This window comes from Actinomadura kijaniata NBRC 14229, from assembly GCF_001552175.1.
Taxonomy (GTDB): Bacteria; Actinomycetota; Actinomycetes; order Streptosporangiales; family Streptosporangiaceae; genus Spirillospora; species Spirillospora kijaniata.
Window position 1 is genome coordinate 37,856 of the sequence record NZ_BCQR01000063.1, and the last position, 19,249, is coordinate 57,104.

The 19,249-nt window shown below is 70.8% G+C and carries 18 protein-coding genes; 16 read left to right on the forward strand and 2 right to left on the reverse strand.

The window, feature by feature from the left end:
• The first annotated feature begins 78 nt into the window (after positions 1-78).
• A complete protein-coding gene (locus tag AKI01S_RS20780; protein WP_067820272.1) occupies positions 79-1,296 on the forward strand; it encodes a DegT/DnrJ/EryC1/StrS family aminotransferase in 1,218 nt (405 codons plus the stop codon).
• A gap of 16 nt (positions 1,297-1,312) precedes the next feature.
• On the opposite strand, the gene AKI01S_RS20785 is transcribed toward AKI01S_RS20780, so the two are convergent.
• Positions 1,313-1,783 carry a MarR family winged helix-turn-helix transcriptional regulator gene (locus tag AKI01S_RS20785; protein ID WP_067820275.1) on the reverse strand — a complete coding sequence of 157 codons (471 nt, stop codon included), beginning with the start codon at positions 1,781-1,783 and terminating at the stop codon, positions 1,313-1,315.
• Positions 1,784-1,990: 207 nt separating this feature from the next.
• On the opposite strand from AKI01S_RS20785, the gene AKI01S_RS20790 reads away from it, so the two are divergent.
• From AKI01S_RS20790 to AKI01S_RS20840, 11 genes are read left to right on the forward strand one after another with little or no spacing between them, the layout of a single operon-like run.
• Positions 1,991-3,175: an acyl-CoA dehydrogenase family protein gene (locus AKI01S_RS20790; protein ID WP_067820278.1), complete on the forward strand. Its 1,185-nt coding sequence runs from the start codon at positions 1,991-1,993 to the stop codon at positions 3,173-3,175.
• A gap of 12 nt (positions 3,176-3,187) precedes the next feature.
• Entirely contained in the window at positions 3,188-4,243 is a 1,056-nt protein-coding gene (locus AKI01S_RS20795) for an acyl-CoA dehydrogenase family protein (protein WP_067820281.1), read from the forward strand.
• The gene (locus AKI01S_RS20800) at positions 4,240-6,501 is read left to right on the forward strand and encodes a CaiB/BaiF CoA-transferase family protein (RefSeq protein ID WP_067820285.1); all 2,262 of its coding nucleotides are present in this window, start codon (positions 4,240-4,242) and stop codon (positions 6,499-6,501) included. The genes AKI01S_RS20795 and AKI01S_RS20800 overlap by 4 nt, the downstream gene beginning before the upstream one ends.
• Before the next feature lie 20 nt (positions 6,502-6,521).
• Positions 6,522-7,427, forward strand: a complete 906-nt coding sequence (locus tag AKI01S_RS20805; protein ID WP_067820344.1) for an SMP-30/gluconolactonase/LRE family protein — start codon at positions 6,522-6,524, stop codon at positions 7,425-7,427.
• A gap of 31 nt (positions 7,428-7,458) precedes the next feature.
• Positions 7,459-8,613 carry a CaiB/BaiF CoA transferase family protein gene (locus AKI01S_RS20810; protein WP_067820289.1) on the forward strand — a complete coding sequence of 385 codons (1,155 nt, stop codon included), beginning with the start codon at positions 7,459-7,461 and terminating at the stop codon, positions 8,611-8,613.
• The gene (locus AKI01S_RS20815) at positions 8,597-9,478 is read left to right on the forward strand and encodes an SDR family NAD(P)-dependent oxidoreductase (protein ID WP_067820293.1); all 882 of its coding nucleotides are present in this window, start codon (positions 8,597-8,599) and stop codon (positions 9,476-9,478) included. Before AKI01S_RS20810 ends, AKI01S_RS20815 begins: the two co-directional genes overlap by 17 nt.
• Before the next feature lie 42 nt (positions 9,479-9,520).
• Entirely contained in the window at positions 9,521-10,729 is a 1,209-nt protein-coding gene (locus AKI01S_RS20820) for a cytochrome P450 (protein WP_067820296.1), read from the forward strand.
• Positions 10,730-10,751: 22 nt separating this feature from the next.
• The gene (locus AKI01S_RS20825; protein ID WP_067820299.1) at positions 10,752-11,864 is read left to right on the forward strand and encodes an FAS1-like dehydratase domain-containing protein; all 1,113 of its coding nucleotides are present in this window, start codon (positions 10,752-10,754) and stop codon (positions 11,862-11,864) included.
• A gap of 33 nt (positions 11,865-11,897) precedes the next feature.
• Positions 11,898-12,197 carry a hypothetical protein gene (locus AKI01S_RS20830; RefSeq protein WP_067820303.1) on the forward strand — a complete coding sequence of 100 codons (300 nt, stop codon included), beginning with the start codon at positions 11,898-11,900 and terminating at the stop codon, positions 12,195-12,197.
• 29 nt (positions 12,198-12,226) lie between these two features.
• Positions 12,227-13,699, forward strand: a complete 1,473-nt coding sequence (locus tag AKI01S_RS20835) for a class I adenylate-forming enzyme family protein (protein WP_218009753.1) — start codon at positions 12,227-12,229, stop codon at positions 13,697-13,699.
• A gap of 10 nt (positions 13,700-13,709) precedes the next feature.
• Positions 13,710-14,744, forward strand: coding sequence for an enoyl-CoA hydratase/isomerase family protein (locus tag AKI01S_RS20840; RefSeq protein ID WP_218009754.1), 1,035 nt, complete (start codon positions 13,710-13,712; stop codon positions 14,742-14,744).
• A 14-nt stretch (positions 14,745-14,758) separates the two neighbouring features.
• On the opposite strand, the gene AKI01S_RS20845 is transcribed toward AKI01S_RS20840, so the two are convergent.
• On the reverse strand, positions 14,759-15,391 hold the full coding sequence (locus AKI01S_RS20845; protein WP_067820312.1) for a TetR/AcrR family transcriptional regulator: 633 nt from the start codon (positions 15,389-15,391) through the stop codon (positions 14,759-14,761).
• 222 nt (positions 15,392-15,613) lie between these two features.
• On the opposite strand from AKI01S_RS20845, the gene AKI01S_RS20850 reads away from it, so the two are divergent.
• The 4 genes from AKI01S_RS20850 to AKI01S_RS20865 all read left to right on the forward strand — a co-directional run.
• Complete coding sequence (locus AKI01S_RS20850) at positions 15,614-16,960, forward strand: ABC transporter substrate-binding protein (RefSeq protein ID WP_067820315.1); 1,347 nt, start codon at positions 15,614-15,616, stop codon at positions 16,958-16,960.
• 5 nt (positions 16,961-16,965) lie between these two features.
• Entirely contained in the window at positions 16,966-17,889 is a 924-nt protein-coding gene (locus AKI01S_RS20855; RefSeq protein ID WP_218009755.1) for a carbohydrate ABC transporter permease, read from the forward strand.
• A 124-nt stretch (positions 17,890-18,013) separates the two neighbouring features.
• Positions 18,014-18,799 (forward strand): carbohydrate ABC transporter permease, encoded by a 786-nt coding sequence (locus AKI01S_RS20860; protein WP_067820318.1) that lies wholly within the window; start codon positions 18,014-18,016, stop codon positions 18,797-18,799.
• A 67-nt stretch (positions 18,800-18,866) separates the two neighbouring features.
• Positions 18,867-19,249, forward strand: a 383-nt coding sequence (locus tag AKI01S_RS20865) for a hypothetical protein (RefSeq protein WP_218009756.1), incomplete at its 3' end; no start/stop codon positions are given.

The window sequence follows — 19,249 nt, forward strand, 5'->3', positions numbered from 1 at the left end:
CGACTCCCGTCCCAGTGATACTTATCTCTACTTAGAGACTATAAGCAAGAGCTGAATACCAAAAAGAAGGGCCGGGCGATGACGGAACCGCGACGCGTCACCTACTCCGCCGCCGTGTACGACCACCACGAGATCGACGCTGTGGCCGGGGTGCTCACCGAGGGGCAGAACGGGCTGCGGATCGGCCCGCACGTCGCCGAGATGGAGCGGCTGGTGGCCGGGCTGTTCGGCAAGAGGCGCGGCGTGATGGTGAGCTCGGGCTCGGCGGCGCTGTTCCTCGCCGTGGAACTGCTGGACCTTCCCGCCGGATCCGAGGTCATCACCTCGCCCCTGACGTTCTCCACGGACCTGTCGGCTCTGGTGCGCGCCGGCCTGGTCCCCGTCTTCGTCGACGTCGAACCCGACACCTTCAACATCGACGTCAGCCGGATCGAGGAGATGGTCACCGCCCGGACCCGGGCGATCCTGGTCCCCAACCTCGCCGGCAACGCGCCGGACTGGGACGAGATCCGGGACGTCGCGGACCGGCACGGGCTCCGGGTGGTCGAGGATTCCTGCGACGCCCTGGGCGCCACCCTGCGGGGCACTCCGACCGGGCTGCGCTCCGACATCTCCGTGACGAGCTTCTCGCTGTCGCACATCGTCACCGCGGCCGGCCAGGGCGGAATGGTCCTGCTCGACGATGCCGACCTGGCCGATCGCTGCCTTGCGCTGCGCGGCTGGGGCCGCCGCTCGGAGGTGCGGCTCTACGGCTCCGGGCAGGGGGCCGAACGCGCCTTCCGCACCGACCTCGACGGCGTCCGCTACGACGACATGTTCATCTTCGACGAGCTCGGCTGGAACTTCCTGCCCACCGAGCTGTGCGCGGCCTTCGGCGTCCAACAGGTGCACAGGCTTCCCGAGAACGTTGCGCGCCGCCAGCGCAATTTCGCCCTCTACACCGAGGCGCTCGCCCGGCACCCGGAGTTCTTCGTCCCGCCGCGCCAGACCGACGGCCTGGACACCGCCTGGCTCTGCTACTGCTTCCTCATCCGCCCGGACGCCGGGTTCGACCGCGCCGACCTACAGGCGTTCCTCGAACCGCGCGGCGTCGACACCCGCACGGTCTGGACGGGCAACGCGGCCCGCCAGCCCTTCCTGAAGAACGTCACGTTCCGGCAGCCGGACTCCGGCCTGCCGAACGCCGACGCGGTGCTGGAGCGAGGCGTGCTCATCTCCTGCAGCCATGGGCTCACCGACGAGCAGATCGCCTACGTCGGCGACCAGATCGACGCCTTCGTGGCCGGCAGGCGCTGAGATGGCCGGGCGCCCGTCATGGCTGGAACGAGGCGCGGACGGCCTGCGCGAAGCGGCTCAGCAGGTCGCCGAACTCGGTGACATCGCGGTCGGGCCAGTCCTTCAGGACCTCCCCGAGCATCGCCACGCTGGTCTCGTTGAGCCGGTCCATGGCGCGGTGCCCCGCCGGGGTCAAGGTGATGGAGACCGCGCGCAGGTCCCCCGGTTCCGTCGTCCGTTCGACGAGCCCGCCGGCCACCATGCGCGCCAGGACCTTGCTCACGTTGGAGGCGCTGGTGTGCGTCAGCTGCGCCAGGGAGGACGGGCGGGCGGTGCCGCCCGCACGCTTGAGCTCCAGCAGGAGGGTCATGGTCGCGGCGTCGACGTCCACCCCGGCGCGCTCGATGATCAGGTCCTGCATCCCCACCGCGGTCCACCGGCCGAGGATCAGGCCGAACGCCTCGAGGATCTGAACCAGGCCCGGCTCCGGACCGGTCGGTGAAGTCATGGCCGCCGAACTCTTCCCTCGGGCACGAGCGGGACATTAAAGTGTCGATTCGACATAGTTTCCATCCGACAGCATATCAGAGGCGCTGACCGAAGACCGCTCAGCGGGAGCGTGACGTCGCCCACGGGCCGGAGCCTAACCGGCCTCGGATCCGCACCCCGGTCACCGCCCGAACTCCCTGCCCGAACCGTAGACGGACGGATCTGGATGTATCTGGAGTACACCCCCGAGCAGATCGCCCTCCGCGACGAGCTGCGCGCCTACTTCGACCGGCTGATGACACCGGAGAGACGCCATGCCCTACGCGACGGCTACTCGGTGCCGGAGGCCACCACCGTCTACCGCGAGGTGGTCCGCCAGCTCGGCAAGGACGGCTGGCTGGGAATCGGGTGGCCCCGGGAGCTCGGCGGCCAGGGCCGCACCATGACGGAACAGGCGATCTTCGCCGAGGAGGCCGCCCGGTTCAGCGTGCCCACGCCGCTGCTGACGATCAACAGCGTCGGCCCGGCCATCGCGGCGTACGGCACCGAGGAGCAGAAGGCCACCCTGCTTCCCGCGATCCTGGCCGGGGAGGCCCACTTCGCCATCGGCTACTCCGAGCCGGAAGCCGGCACGGACCTCGCCTCACTGCGGACCCGGGCCGTCCGGGACGGCGACTCCTACGTCATCAACGGCCAGAAGCTGTGGACCGGGATGATGGAGGCCGCCGACTACATCTGGCTCGCCGCGCGCACCGATCCGAAGGCTCCCCGGCACCAGGGCATCTCGGTGTTCCTGATACCGCGTCACACCCGGGGCATCCATTCCACCCGGTTGCGCACCCTCGGGGACCATTCGGTCGCATCCGTCGCGTTCGACGAGGTCAGGGTGCCACTGGACGCCTGCATCGGCGGTGAGAACAAGGGCTGGGCCCTGATCACCGGTCAGCTCAACTTCGAACGGATCGCGCTGGTGCCCTCGGCGGGGCTCGCCGCCCAGCTCGAACGCGCGATCGCCTGGGCCGCCGATGAGACGTCACCGGGCGGCGAACGCCTCCTCGACCGGCCCTCGGCGCGGATGGCGCTGGCGCGGGCCCGCGCCAAGGTGGAATTCCTGAGGCTGCTCAACGCCAAGGCGGCCGCCGCCGTCGACGCCGAGCGGCTCGCCCCGGCCACCGCCTCCGCCGCCAAGGTGTTCGGCAGCCAGCTCCATGTCGAGCTGAACGACGCCCTCCTGGAGCTGGCCGGGCGCCGCGGCTACCTGACCCGCGGCGCCCCCGGCGCGGTCCTGGACGGCGGACCCGCCAAGGCGTTCCGGTCCGTGCACGTCATGACCTTCACCGGTGGCGCCAACGAGATCCAGCGCGACCTCATCGCGCAGCTCGGCCTCGGCCTCCCCCGTACCGGACGTTAGGAGAGCAGAAGGATGGACTTCACCTTCGACGAGGACCAGGAAAGCCTGAGGGAACTGGCGAGGGAGATCCTCGGCGGTTCCACGGAGGACGACCGTCGGTGGCGAGACCTGGCCCGGTCGGGACTCCTCGGTATCGCCCTTCCCGAGGAGCTGGGCGGATCGGGAGGGTCCTTCGTCGAATTCTGCCTGGTCGTGGAGGCCGTAGGCGCGTCCGGCGCACGGGCGCCGCTGATCGACGGCGTCCTTCTCGGGGCGGCCCCCGTCGCCGTCTTCGGCACGACCGAGCAGAGGTCCCGGTTGATCCCGCCCGTCTGTGAGGGAACGGCGCTGATCCCCGGAGCACTCGGCGAGGGGCGGGTGCGGGTGACGGACGACGGCGGCTGGAGCCTCACCGGAACCCGGCCCTTCGTTCCCCTGGCCGACACCGCCGAGCGGGTCCTCGTCGCCGCTGACGATGCCGAGGGCCGAACCGGACTGTTCCTTGTCGACCCGTTCGCCGACCGGGTGGAGCTTCAGCGGCAGGACACCTTCACGGGTCGGCCCGAGTTCCTCATGCGGTTCGATTCCGCGCCGGTCCCCCCGGAGGACGTGCTGCGCGTCCCGGGTGAGGGCGCCGAGGTACTCGACTGGCTGCTCCCGCGCGTCACGACGGCCTTGTGCGTGCATCAGCTCGGGTGCGGCCAGGCGGCGCTCGACCTGACCGCCGCGCACCTGCGCACCCGCGAGCAGTTCGGCCGCCCCCTCGGCGCGTTCCAGGCCGCCAGCCAGCGCATCGCCGACGCCTACATCGATGTGGAGGGGCAGCGGCTGACCGCGTGGCAGGCGGCATGGCGTCTGGCCGAGGGGATGGACGCCGCCGAGGCCGTGGCCATCGCCGCCTGGTGGGCCTGTGACGCGGGCCCCCGGGTCCTGCACAGCGCCCAGCATCTGCACGGCGGGTTGAGCACGGACCTGGACTATCCGCTGCACCGCTTCGTCCTGGAGGGCAAGCGCAACGAACTGATCCTCGGTGGCGCCTCCGCCGCGCTGCTCGAACTCGGCGGCATCCTGGCCGGGAGCGCGTCATGAGCGCCGGAGCGCCCCTGGCCGGGCTGCGTGTCGTGGAGATGTCCCGCACGCTCGCCGGAGCGTACGCGGGCAAGTTGTTCGCCGACTGCGGCGCCCGGGTGACCCTGATCGAACCCGCCGGAGGTCATCCGCTCCGCAACGGCTCGAAGGCCCTGTTCTCCTTCCTGTCCTCCCACAAGCGCACCGCGGGGGAGGACAGCGCCGAGGAGCTGATCGGCCGGGCCGACATCCTGATCCGGGAGCTGGACGAACCGGGCGACGGCCCCACCGCACCGGTGACCGTCGAGATCTCCCCGTGGGGCCGCGGCGGCCCGTGGTCCGGGCGGGGAAGGCCGTGGACGGATTTCACCCTGCAGGCCGAGAGCGGATCCCTGCGGCTGCGCGGCCTGCCGGACTCCTACCCGCTGATGGCCGGAGGCCGCCCCGCCGAGTGGGTCGCGGGGGCGCTCGCGGCGAGCGGCGCGCTGGCCGCCGTCACCGGAGCCGGCACCGCTCGTCTCGATGTGGCGCTCCTGGACGTGCACACCTACGTCACGAACCTGTTCGTCGACGCGGGCGCGGCGCTGCGGGAGGAGACGCGGGAACCGGCGGTCATGCGGCACCGGCTCAGCCCCTCCGTGGAACCGGTGTCCGACGGCTGGGTGGGCTTCAACCTCGCGTCCGCGCAGAACCTGCAGGACTTCATGGTGCTGGTCGAACGGCCGGACCTGCTGGAAGACGAGGAGCTCTCCACCCACTACGGCCGCTACCGGCGCGCCGAGGAGTGGAACGAGATCGTGCGGAGCTGGACCCGGCGGCATTCCCTCCGGGACGTCCTCGAACGGACGGCGCTGTTCCGGATCCCGTCCTCACCGGTTCACAACGGGGCCACCGTCGTCCAGGACGAGCACATGGTCGAACGGGGTTTCTTCATCACCGGGGGCACGGGTACCCCCCGCCCCGACGTGCCCTTCCTGATCGACGGCAGGAGGCCCCGGCCCGACGAGGCGGCAGCCGCGTCAGAACCGGCGCGCCCACGGACGCGCACCGGCACCGGCAGGCCCCTGACCGGGCTGCGCGTACTGGACCTGGGCACATGGTGGGCGGGTTCGTTCGCCGCCACCCTGCTCGGCTCCCTGGGCGCCGACGTGCTGAAGGTCGAGTCGACCCGGCGGGTGGACGGAGCCCGGCTCCTCCAGGGGGACCCACGGCGGGAGTCGTGGTGGGAACGGGGACCCTTCTTCCTGGGGGCCAACCACAACAAGCGCTCGATCACACTCGACCTCACCGATCCCGAGGGCTTGGAGCTGCTCGAACGCCTGATCGCGGACGCCGACGTCCTGCTGGAGAACTTCGCCCCGCGCGTACTGGACGACCTCGGCCTCGGCTGGCCGAGAGTGCACGCCCTCAACCCCACGCTCGTCATGCTCCGGATGCCCGCGTTCGGGTTGACCGGCCCGCTGCGCGACAGGGTCGGCTACGCCCAGACCGTCGAGCAGTACGCGGGCCTGTGCTGGGTGACCGGCTACCCGGACGGCCCACCCACCAACCCCAACGGCCCCGCAGACCCCATGGGAGGCGCCAACGCGGTCTTCGCCCTGCTCGCGGCCTTGCGCAGGCGAGCGGAGACCGGGCAGGGCCTGCTCGTCGAGGCTCCCCTGGTCGAGGCGGCCCTGACCATGGCGGCCGAGCAGGTGCTCGAGGCCGGTGCCACCGGGTGTGTGATCGGCCGCGACGGCAACCGATCCCCCGGCGTGGCGCCCCAGGGCGCTTACCCCTGCTCGGGCACCGAGTGCTGGGTGGCGATCTCCGTGGTGACCGACGAGCACTGGGCCGCCCTGCGGGACCTGGCCGATGTGCCGCGCTGGCGTGAGGATCCCGCGCTCGGAACGTATGCGGGCCGCAAAGCCCAGGAGGACGAACTCGACCGAGAACTGGCCGAGTGGACCCGCGACCGGGATGCCGCGGAACTCGTCAGCGCGCTGCTGGCCCGCGGTGTACCGGCCGCGGAGCTCACCGATCCCCGGTTCGTCCACGAACATCCCCAGCTCGCCGCGCGCGGCCTCTTCGAGGAGATCGAGCACCCGGTGGCCGGGCGCGTCGCCCTCCCCGTCGTCCCCTATCGCCACTCCGGCATCGACCGCTGGTCGGTCCTGCCGCCCCCCACTCTCGGCCAGCACAACCACGAGGTGCTGGAGGAGGAACTCGCGCTCCCACCCCGGCGGCTGCGGGAACTCGCCGCCCGCGGCGTCATCGGCACCCGCCCCGATCACCTGTGACCCTCGAGGAGACCCGCGCCATGAACTCCCTTCCCGCCCAGCCGTTGGCCGGCGGCTTCAGCTGGCCCGAATGCCCGCGCTGGCACGCGGGCCGGTTCCACTTCTCCGACATGTACAACCACCGCGTCGTCGCGCTCGACGCGGCGGGCCGACCCGAAACGGTCGCCGACCTGAGCGGGCGGGACGGGCTGGACGGCGCCGAGGTCGTGCCCGCGGGGACCGGTCACCTGCCTGACGGGCGCCTCCTCGTGGTCTCGATGTTCGAGAAGGTCGTGCTGGTCGTCACCGAAGGGGCGGACGGAAAGGCGGAGGTCTACGCCGACCTCCGGGATCTGGCCGCCGGCCCCGTCAACGACATGGTCGTCACCGCGTCCGGACGCGCCTACGTGACCCAGCTCGGATTCGACCTGTGGGCGCAGGAGCAACCGGCCCCCTCCCCCATCCTCATCGTGGAGCCCGGCGGTGCCGCCCGCGCCGCCACCGGCACCGAGCACCTGATGGGGGCCAACGGCATCGCGCTCACCGAGGACGGCAGGACGCTCGTCACCGCCGAGGCGTTCGCCAACCGCCTGACCGCCTTCGACGTCGGGACCGACGGCGAGCTGTCCGGCGGACGGGTCTTCGCCGACATCGGGGACCTGCCCGACGGGATGTGCCTCGACGCGGAGGGCGCGGCATGGACGGCCCTGCCGGTGACCGGCCGCGCGATCCGCGTGGCCGACGGCGGACAGGTCCTCGCCGAGGTGACGGTCCCCCGGTCCGAGGCCGGATCGAGCACCGCGTGCGTCCTCGGCGGAGACGACCGCCGCACCCTCTTCCTGGCCTGCGGCGTCGAGGTCTTCGACTTCCAGCGGTCGCGGGACGGCGCGCAGGGCTCGATCTGGCAGGCCCGTGTCGAGGTGCCGGGCGGCGGGACCCGGCCCTGAGACCGGCCATGACACCCGGAGGAGGGCGACGATGAACAGTCCGCTGGACGGCGTACGCGTCGTGGAGCTGGCCGGGCAGGGTCCCGTCCCGTTCGCCGGCATGATGCTGGCGGACCTGGGGGCCGACGTGATCCAGGTAGTCCGGCCCGACGCGACCGGACCGACCGATCACCGCACCGACGTTCTCGGTCGAGGGCGCAGGTCCGTCGCCCTCGACCTGAAGGATCCGCGTGCCGGTGACGCGGTGCTCGCGCTGCTCGACCGGTCCAGCGTGCTCATCGAGGGCTTCCGCCCCGGAGTGGCCGAACGGCTGGGGCTCGGGCCGGAGACATGCCTGGCCAGGAACCCCGCCCTGGTGTACGGGCGCGTCACCGGCTGGGGCCGCGAAGGCCCGTACGCGCAGACCGCCGGGCATGACCTGAACTACCTGGCGCTGACCGGCGCCCTGCACGCAATCGGCACGCGGGGCGGGCCTCCCGTCCCGCCGTTGAACCTGGTCGCCGACTACGGCGGAGGCGGGATGCTGCTGGCGTTCGGAGTCGTCAGCGCGCTGCTCGGCGTCGAGCGGACGGGCGAGGGCCAGGTCGTGGACGCCGCGATGGTCGACGGCGTGGCCGCCATGATGGCCATGTTCTACCCGCTGGTCGCGACAGGCGGGTGGGCGCAGGAACGCGGCACCAACCTCCTCGACTCGGGCGCGCACTTCTACGCCGTCTACGAGACCTCCGACGGGCGCTACGTGTCGGTCGCCGCGATCGAGCCCCGCTTCTACGGCGCGCTCCTCGACGGCCTCGGACTCGACCCCGCCGGTCTCCCGGACCAGATGGACGCGTCCTGCTGGCCCTCGATGAAAAGACGGTTCGCCGAGATCTTCCGCACCCGGACCCGCGACGAGTGGCGCGGCGTCCTGGAGCATTCCGACACCTGCTTCGCCCCGGTGCTCGCCCCGCTGGAGGCACTCGCCCATCCCCACCACCTGGCCCGCCGGACCTTCCAGAACGTCAACGGCGTTCCCCACCCCGCGCCCGCGCCGAGATTCGGCGACGCGGGGCCCCGGCCCGTCCCGCCGCCCGCTCCCCGCCCCGGCGAGCACACGGCGGAGGTGCTGGCCGAGGCCGGCCTGTCTCCAGCGGAGATCCAGGCTCTGACCACCCCCCAGGGAGCCCACCATGCTCGACTTCACTGACCGCGTCGTCATCGTGACCGGCGCCGGGCGCGGCATCGGCCGGGCCTACGCACGGCTGCTGGCCGACCGCGGCGCCGCCGTCGTGGTCAACGATCTCGGCGGTGACACCGACGGCCGCCACGCCTCCGGCGGTCCCGCCGCCTCCGTCGTGGCCGAGATCGAGGCGGCCGGGGGCACGGCCGTGGCGAGCGCCGACTCGGTCGCCGACCCCGAGGGCGCCGCGGCCATCGTCGCGACCGCCGTGGCGCGGTTCGGCCGCGTCGACGCCGTCATCAACAACGCGGGGATCTACCGGCTCGGCCGGTTCGAGGAGCTGGCTCTCGAGGTGTTCCAGGACTTCATCGACGTCCACTACACCGGCAGCCTGCTGGTCTCCCGTGCGGCCTGGCCCCACCTGACCGCCTCCGGGCACGGACGGATCGTCAACACCGTCTCCGCCGCCATGACCGGCCAGCCGGACATGGCGCACTACGGTGCGGCCAAAGGCGCGATCTACGGGCTGACCCGCAACCTCGCCATCGCGGGCGCGCCCCACGGCGTCAAGGTCAACGCCGTCGCGCCCGGCGCCGGGACCCGGATGCTGCGGCTGGCGGCCCCCGCCCTGCCGCCCGGCACCGTCGAGTTCATGGACGAGCACATGCCTCCGGAGATGGTCGCGCCGGTGGGCGCCTACCTGGCCCATGCCGACTGCGCGGTCACCGGAGAGGTCTTCAACGCCGCGGGCGGCCACGTCTCCCGCATGGTCGTGGTCAACACCCCCGGGATCCAGGACCCGAAGCTGACCCCGGAGACCGTCGCCGAGCGCATCGGCGAGATCACCGCACTCGACGACGCCCAGCCCGCCGAGCTGCCCCTCCCCGCCTGATCCGGACCCGGCCCGGTCCCCGCCCCGACCTCAGGAGTTCCGATGACAGCCGACTTCCCCTTCGGGCCGGTCACCCCGGCGGAAGGCCAAGCGATCATGCGTGCCGTTCGCGCCGACCGGCCGATGACGAAGGTCTCGTTCGCCTACGGCGGCGACGCCTGGGTGGTCCACCGGCACGACGCGTGCCGGAGGTTGCTCGAGGACCGGCGGTTCGTCCGCAAGCCGTTCGCCGACGGACGCCCCGTCCCCTACCCCTTCGAGTTCCCCGAGTTCCTCACCAAGACCCTGCAGTTCATGGACCCGCCCGACCACACGCGCCTGCGCCGGCTCGTCACCAAGGCGTTCACCATGCGCAGAGTCGAACGGCTGAGGCCGTCCACGCAGGCGCTCGCCGACCGGCTCGTCGACGCGATGGTGGCCGACGGCGCCAGGACCGCCGATCTCGTGGGGTCCTACGCGCTGCCGCTGCCCATCCAGGTCATCGGGGACCTGCTGGGCGTGCCCTCGGAAGGACGAGCGAACTTCGTCCAGTGGAGCCACGCCCTGCTGTCCACCTCCGGAATGGAGATGGACGAGGTCGTCGGGCACACGACGGCCCTGTACGGGTACCTGGCGGAGCTCATGGCCGCCAGACGCGCCGAGCCGCGGGACGATCTGCTCAGCGCGCTGGCGGCCGCCCGCGACGCCGACGACCGGCTCACCGACGCCGAGATCGTGGAGATCGCCATGCTGCTGGTGCTCGGCGGCTTCGACAACACGGCCAACTTCATGGAGCAGGGCGTGCTGGCGCTGCTGCTGAACCCCGACCAGCGCGCCGTCCTGGCCGAGGACGTCGACGGCCGGATCACGCGCGCGGTCGAGGAGCTGCTCCGCCACGCCGGCATGGTGATCGACCAGCCCGTCACCGGGGCGGCGGGCCTAGTCCCGTTCGTCGCCGACGAGGACGTCGAACTCGCCGACGTGCTCATCCGCAGGGGCGAGGCCGTGATGGTCGATGTGAGCACGGCCAACCACGACGAACAAGCCTTCGACACCCCCGACCGGTTCGACGTGCGACGCCCGCGCAACCAGCACCTCACCTTCAGCCACGGGCTGCACCGATGCCTGGGCGCCTCCTTGGCGCAGATGGAGCTGCAGGTCGGCATCGGCACCCTCTTCAAGCGGCTGCCGGGTCTGGCCCTCGCCGGTGACCCCGTCTACCTGGAAGGCGTTCTCACCGGCGGAATGACCGAATTCCCCGTCACATGGTGACCTCCAAGGAGGACGAGCAGGCATGATTCGCACCCTCGGTGAGTTCGAGGCCGCCTACCGAAAGGGTCTCGGCGTTCCCTTGCCCCCTCGGCCCTGGCGCACGGTCTCCGAAGAATGGCTCCAGCGGTTCGGCGACGGCGTGGGCGACCACAACCCGCTTTTCCGCGATCCCGGCTACGCCGAGCAGGCCCGCTACGGGACGCTGGTGGCCTCCCCGGCCTTCCTGTTCTCCATCGAGTTCGGGGCCAACGCCGCGATATGGGGCCACATCCCCGAGGAAGAGGTGGCCACCAAGGATCTCACCCTGCTCTACCTCGGGTCCGAGATCGAGTGGCACCGCCCGATCTGGCTCGGGGACCGGGTGCGGGGCGTCGAAACGCCCGTGGAGATCAGACGCACGTCGATGCCGCAGCTCGGAGAGGCGTGCGTCTGCGTCGGGCGCACCGAGTACTGGAACTCGCGCCAGGAACTGATCGCCACCATGCGGACCAACATGCTGCGCTTCCCCAACCCGGGGCGAGGCGTCGAGTCGGCCCCGGTCACCGGAGCGGAGCGCAGGATCGCGCCCGACCCGCTCGTCTGGGAACGCCGAAGGCGCGGCGGAGCACCGCTCTTCTGGGAGGACGTCAAGGAGGGCGAGCCGGTCCCGGACCTGCCGAAGGGCACCTACACCACCACCGAGCTGTATCTGTTCGCGCACGCCGTCCTGAGCACCCGGCGTTCCCGCCACGTCGACGAGGGCACCATCGACATGGGCGCCGGCGGCCGGGCCGACCCGGAGTACGCCCGCAGCAACCGCGCGCAGGCCGCCAGCTTCGACTACGGGCCGCAGCGGATCTGCTGGCTGATCCAGGCGGTGACCGACTGGATGGGCGACCATGGCACGCTGCTCCGGCTGGACTCCCGGTTGCGCCGGCCCAACCTCGTCGGCGACACCAACACCGTGCGGGGCTCGGTCGCGCGTGTGCACCGGGACGGCGACGACCTGCTGGCCGAGATCGACGTCGAGAACGTCAACCAGGCGGGCACGGTCACGGCGAACGGGCGGGCCACGGTCCGGCTCCCCGCCCAGGGCACCGATCTCGCCCCTCCCTTCCCCCGGACGGGTGAACACCGTCCCGGCATGTACGGCTGACCGCACACCACGAAGGAACTCGGAGGACCACAGATGCGACTTCGTCCGGGATCACGGCTGCGCGCCGCCGCGTCCACGGCTGAGATCATCGTTGTCCGGGCGCCGGACGACGAGGTCGACCTGCGCTGCGGAGGCGCCCCCATGCTCGACCACGACGAGCCCGCGCCGACGGCGATCGCCGAAGGCGGGGACGACCTGCTCATCGGCAAGCGCTACAGCGACGCCTCGGGGTCCCTGGAAGTACTGGTGACCAAGGGCGGCCGCGGCGCGCTGACCGTCGGCGACGAACCGCTGGCCATCAAGGCCGCCAAGGCACTCCCCTCCTCGGACTAGCGCCCATGAACATCGTCACCCTCCTTGAGATGGCGGCCTCCGCGGACCCCGGCCGGATCGCGCTCGGCGACGCCGTGACCGGCTTCTCCTACCGCGCCCTGCTGGACGCCACGACCCGGCTCGCCGGTCTGTGGGAGACCGGACCGCCCGGCGTCGTCTACGCGACCGTCGCCGACCCCGTCCTGCCGATCGCGCTGTTCGCCGCCGCATGGACGGGACGTCCGTTCGCGCCGGTCAGTTACCGCCTCGCCGACGGCCCGCTGCGCGCCGTGCTGCGCGGCCGCTCGCCGGGCCACGTGATCGCCGACGGACATCCCGCGGACCTGGCCAGGGCCGAGGACGGGCTCCGCGTCTCCACCCCGGACGAGACGATGGGCGCACTCCGCTCCGCGGAGCCGACCACGCGGCCCGCGACGGCGGGCCAGGACGAGCCCTGCGTGCTCCTGCACACCAGCGGGACGACCGGGGCCCCCAAGGTCGCCGTACTGCGGCACCGCCACCTGACCTCCTACGTTCTGGGCTCGGTGGAGTTCCTGTCCGCGGGGACTGACGAGGCCACGCTCATCAGCGTTCCGCCGTACCACATCGCAGGCGTCGCCGGTCTGCTCACCGCTCTGTACTCGGGCCGCCGCATCGTGCAGTTGCCGAACTTCGACGCGGAGGAGTGGGTCCGGCTGGCGGGCGAGCAGCGTGTCACCCACGCCATGGTCGTACCGACGATGCTGGCGCGCATCGTCGCCGTACTCGAACGCGGGAGGCGGAGCCTGCCAAATCTGAGGCACCTGTCCTACGGCGGCGGGCGGATGCCGACACCGGTCATCGAGCGCGCGCTGAACCTGCTCCCCCATGTCGGCTTCGTCAACGGCTACGGCCTGACCGAGACGACCTCGTCGGTCGCGGTGCTCGGCCCGGACGACCACCGCCGGGCCCTGGCCGCGGACGACCCGGTGATCCGGCGCAGGCTCGGCTCCGTCGGCCGGCCACTGCCCGCCGTCGAACTGGTCGTCCGCGACGGCGACGGCAGGGAGCTTCCCCCCGGCGTCCGCGGTGAACTGTGGGTCCGGGGCCCCCAGATCTCCGGAGAGTACTCCCACGGCACCGTCACCGACGCCGACGGCTGGTTCCGCACGCGCGACGGCGGCTGGATCGACGACGAAGGCTACGTGTTCGTCGAGGGACGCCTTGACGACGTCATCGTCCGGGGCGGGGAGAACCTGTCACCGGGAGAGATCGAGGACGTCCTGCTCCAGCATCCCGCCGTGGCCGAGGCGGCCGTCGTCGGTGTACCGGATGAGCAGTGGGGCGAGGCCGTCGCCGCAGTGATCGTCGCCCGCCCGGGAACGGAGCCGTCCGCGGGCGAGCTGCGGGCGTGGGTCGGCGAGCGCCTTCGGTCGAGCAGGGTCCCCGCGCGCTTCGCCTTCTGCTCCGCCCTGCCCCGCAACGACCTGGGGAAGCTGCTGCGACGCGACCTGAGGCGCTGGTTCGCCGACGCCGCGCGCTGACCGGGCAAGGGTGACGAACGTGCTGGCGAAGGAGCTCCTGGACCGTCTCAACGCCCCTCAAGCCACGACTCCTGACGGTCTACCGGCCGAGCCTTGGCTGACGCTCGATCTGTCGGCGGTCCCCACAGCGGGCGTGGACGTATCCGTGTTCGAGCGTTCGACGGCGAGCGCGCCCATCGTCATCGGAGTGCTCGACGATGCTCCCACCCGAGCGGCCGTGTCGCTGATGCGGGCGTGCACGGTGACGCTGTCCACCCGGCCACGGCCGGAGCCCCAGGTCGTGACCGTTGGCGACCTGGCCGTCGCGCTCGACAGGCTGACCTCGGCGATCCAGGCACACCCGGTCGCCGCCATCAGTCTGGGAAGGCTTCTCCGTCTTCAGGCCCGGCTGCCCGTCCAGGACGCCCTCGTCGCGGAGTCCGCCCACTATTCGTTCCTGCTCGCCGGAACGGAGTTCGCGACCTGGCTGGCGGGCAGGGGCGACCGCCGGTCGCAAGAGACGGCCGACCCCGTCGAGGTGACGCTTGAGCAGGGTGTACTCCGCATCACTCTGTCGCGCCCGGCCCGCCGCAACGCCTTCAACGCCGCCATGCGCGAGGCGCTCTGCGACGCACTGGCGGCAGCGGCCGGCGATCCGACGCTCAGGGTGGAGATATCCGGCCGCGGGCCGGACTTCTGTGCGGGCGGCGACCTGGACGAGTTCGGCACGAGCCGCGACCCCGCCGTCGCTCATCTGCTCCGCACGACCCGTTCGGCCGGGCTGGCGCTCGATCGCGTCGCCCGCCGCACGACCGCCTTCCTCCACGGCAACTGCATAGGGGCCGGGATCGAGGTCCCCGCTTTCGCCGGACGGGTCGTGGCACGGCCCGATGCGCGCATCCGGTTGCCCGAGCTGAGCATGGGGCTCGTTCCCGGCGCCGGCGGCACCGTGAGCCTGACCCGCCGCATCGGCCGTTGGCGCACCGCGTGGCTGGCGCTGACCGGGGAGACCCTGAGCCCGTCCACGGCGCTGGACTGGGGTCTGATCGATGAGGTGCGGCCATGACCGCGCGAGCCGGGTCACGACCCGCTGTCGAGCGCCTCCGGGACCATCGCCTCGAAGAAGGCGAGCATCGCCGCCTCCATGTCGACCGACGGATCGATGAGCCACTGCAGCTGCACGCCGTCCCACGCGCCGATGAGCAACCTGCTCAGCATGCGGGGATCACGGGAACCGTCGATACGGCCGACCTCCTGGTCGTAGGCGAACCCCTTGGCAAGCGATTCGGCCTTCCTCCGGTACCTCTCGATGAACCAGTCGTGAGCGGGATGTTCCGGGGCCGACGACTCGGCGGCCAGAATCGCCAGGACCCTGAGCAGCTCCGGCCGTTCGAGGTTGGAGCGCACCCTCCCCATGGTGGCCAGGGCGACCCCGCGCTCGACGCAGTCGGCCTCGAAGTCGAAGGCCACGAAACCCGTGCCGACGGTCTGGTCCGCGCGCTCCAGAACCGCTTCGAGAAGCTCGTACTTGGTGCCGAAGTGATGGACGATGCTGGTGAGGCTCAGATTGAGCTGACGCGCGATGTCCCGCAACGATCCACCGCGGTACCCGCTGGCCGCGAACACGGTCGTGGCCGCCTCGAGAATCTCCTGCCTCCGTTGCGCCGACTTCGCGTACGGGCCTCGAACACGAGTGGGCCTGGTCGCGCTCATGCCTGAGACCTTAGCGCGCCACTCGCGGCCTCCCGGGACCGGTCATCGCGGCTGGACACCCGGAACCGTCGACCCAACGTAACGACCAAGAGACGCTCCGCCTCGTCATGAGCGATTCACCCCGGGAAAATGTAGCAGGTGTTCGGATTTCGTTGTACCGTCACCTCACCCCGGCAGGGCCTCGCGAGGAGGCCGCACTCACTCCCACCCCAGGAGACCGACGTGAACGGATCCGAACCGATCAGCAGGCGACGGTTGCTCACGGGCGCGGCGGCCGCCGCCGGTGGCGCCGCGGCAACGTCCCTGCTCGGCGCGTGCAACGCGGGCTCGTCCGGCGGGTCCGGCGGCAAGGTGACCCTCACCGTGATGTTCAGCGCCGCCGACCTGCCCAAGGAGTCCATCGCGGACTTCGAGGCGAAGAACCCCGGGATCAAGATCAATCTCCTGGAGTTCGACGCGACCCGGCTCAACGCGATGCTCGCCTCGGGCAACCCGCCGGACATCACGATCGGCGCCGCCGTGGGCAGCGCGAACACCAATGCGCGTGGCCTCGCGACCGACCTGACCCCCTACCTGGAGAAGAGCCGGGTGTTGAGGAAGGAGGACCTGCAGCCCGTCAACAACAGCTTCCGCTGGGACGGCCGCAGGATCGGCCAAGGCGCGTACCACGGCATCGTCAAGGACTGGAGCCAGGACGCGACGCTCTGGTACAACACGGCGCTGTTCGACCAGGCGAAGGTTCCGTACCTGAGCGACTCCCAGCCCACCGACTACGACGAGCTGCTGGCCATCGCCAAGCGGCTGACGGTCAGGCAGGGCGGCAGGACGAAGGTGTTCGGCCTCGGCGTCGAATGGGCCTGGACCCTGTACGGTCCGATCGCGACGATGATCCTCCAGCAGGGCGCGCAGCTGTACAACGGCGACCTGACCGAGGTCGACCTCACCACGGCCGCCGCGCGCCGCGCCTTCGGCTGGTTCGTCGACTTCGGCCGGTCGGGCGTCGGCCCGACGTCGCTGAACCCGCTGCCGGACGGCTCCGACCAGTCCACCTTCAGCGCCGAGCGGATGGCGATCACGCAGGACGGCTACTTCTTCGGCGGCAACTTCGTCAAGGACAAGGCGCTGAGCGGCCGCGTCCGGATGGCGCCCGCTCCGATCATGGGCGACAAGCGCGTGAGCCCCTGCTACTCCGGCCAGGGGGCATGGATCCCGGTCAAGGCCAAGCACAAGGACGAGGCCTGGAAGTTCATGGAGTACTACATGGCCGGACCGCCCGCCGAGACGCGGGCCAAGAGCGGGTGGGGGCTCCCGTCGCTGAAGTCGCTGCTTCCGAAGCTGCCGCAGGACCTGCCCTACCAGAAGCAGGCCTACTCCGTCGCCCAGCGCGAACTCCAGTACCTGGCGCCCCTGCCGGACTCGCCGTACATCACGGTGGACGGGTGGAACGTCACCCTCGACAAGCACCTGCAGCGAGCGATCAAGAACCAGCAGTCCGTCGACGCCGCCTGCGCCTCGGTCACGACCGAGATCAACAGGTTGCTGAAGCAGGGCAAGGAACGGATCGGCTGAGACAGATGGCACGCAACGGCTGGTCCCGCTACCCGCGGAGGCATTTCTACCTGTTCGTCGGGCCGTGGGTGGCAGGCTTCCTCTTCCTGACCGCCGCACCGCTGCTGTACGCGTTCGCCGTCAGCCTGACCAATTTCGATGGCAGCTCGCCGCGGTGGCGCTGGATCGGGTTCCGCAACTACGTCGAGCTGTTCGGCGACCAGGCCGCCCAGGCGGCGCTCGTCAGAACGATCGGATACACCGCGATGGTGGTTCCGCTCAGCGTCGCCGGTTCGCTCGGTCTGGCCATGCTGCTGAACCGCCGGCTGAAGGCGGTGGGGTTCTGGCGCACCGTCTTCTTCCTGCCGTCGATCGTTCCCATGGTCGCCACGGCCATCATGTGGAAGCTCATCCTGAACCGGGATTCCGGCATCATGAACGCCGTCCTCGGCGTCGCCGGAATCCGTCCGATCAGCTGGCTGGTCGATCCGGTGGCCTTCTACGCCCTCGTCATCCTCACGTTGTGGGGCCTGGGCGGCGGCATGGTCATCATGCTCGCCGCGCTGCAGGGGGTGCCCGCCGAACTCGAGGAGGCGGCTCGGGTGGACGGCGCCAGCCGCTGGAGCGTGTTCCGGCACGTCACGTTGCCGATGATCTCCCCGGTCGTGTACTTCCAGGTGATCACCGGCGTCATCACGACCCTCCAGATCGTCATCCAGCCGTTGCTGCTGGCCGAGACCAGCAGCATCTCCACCGTCGGCCAGGTGCCGCAGAGCACGCGCCTTTACATGGTGCAGGTGTACCAGGATTTCTTCCTCCACAACCGCTTCGGGTACGGCTCGGCCATGCTGTGGGTCTTCTTCCTTGTCATCCTCGCTTTCACCTTGCTGGTACAGCGGTCGAGCCGACTGTGGGTCCATTACGAGGTCGACAGCGATGCGGACCGTTAGGAGCCGTCCGATGGACATCGGCAAAACCCGTCCGATCGCCGCGGCCAGGACCGCCACAGGCCGCGGAACGCTGCGCGGGCCGCGCAGGCCACGTCCTGGGAACGGCGCGGCCTACGTTCTCCTCATGGCGCTGTCCGTGGTCTTCGCCGGACCGTTCCTCTGGCTGCTGCTGGCGGCGCTCAAGACCCGCGAGGAATGGGTCGCGGTGCCCGGCAGCGTCCTGCCCGACCAGGTTCAGTGGAGCAACTTCACCCAAGCGCTGACGGACGTGAACTTCGCCGCCTACGCCATGAACTCGTTGTTCCTCTCCACGACCTATGCGTTCCTCATCACCCTGTCCAGCGCGGCGGTCGGATTCGGATTCGCCCGGCTGCGGGCCCCGGGCAAGCGGGCGATGTTCCTCGTGGTGCTGTCCACGATGATGCTGCCGCAGGTCCTGACGATCCTGCCGACCTATGTGATGTTCTCCCGGCTGGGACTGGTGAACACCTACTGGCCGTGGGTCCTGTGGGGGCTGGCCGCGTCCCCCTACCTGGTGTTCCTGTTCCGGCAGTTCTTCGCGGCGATCCCCCGTGAGCTGGAGGATGCCGCGATCATCGACGGCTGCGGCTGGCCGCGCATCTTCGTCAGGATCTTCCTGCCGCTGTCCCGCCCCGTGCTGATCACCGCGTTCCTGCTCTCGTTCACCTGGAGCTGGGGTGACTACATCGCTCCCGCCCTGCTGCTCGACGTCGACCACACGACGCTGTCGGTGGCCATCACGTCCTGGTACAAGGACCCGCACGGCAACGGGATACCGACGGTGCAGGCCGCCGCGGCCACCCTCTACATCATGCCCGTGCTCCTGATCTTCTTCTTCGCCCAGCGCCACTTCGTCCGGAGCGTGGTCGGATCCGCGGTCAAGGGATGAGAAGCCCCAGAGCGCCGGGCGCGCACCCCGTCGGCTCCGTTTCGAACCAGACGAAGGACGCGGCATCGTGACCGACATCGACAAGCTCGTCGCCCGCATGGACCTCGACCAGAAGACAGGCCAGATCCATGGGGTCGTTCCCATGGATCTGGTCGACCAGGCCAAGCTCTCGGGCCCTCCCGCGCCGACGCCGGAACTGCCGACGGGATTCCTGTACGAGATCGAGCGCCTTCCCCTGGTGCGCCCGCACGGGGTCGGGCATCTGTCGCTGGGCTGGCAGCTCAGCCAGGACCTCGAACAGCTCACCCGCGACATCGCCCGGTTCCAGGAGATCGCGCGGGACCTGAACCCGTTCGGCATCGGCGTCCTGGTCCACGCCGAGGGCGTCAACGGCCTGGTCCACCCGCAGGGCCACCAGTTCCCCACCGCCTGGGGGCAGGCGGCGAGCTG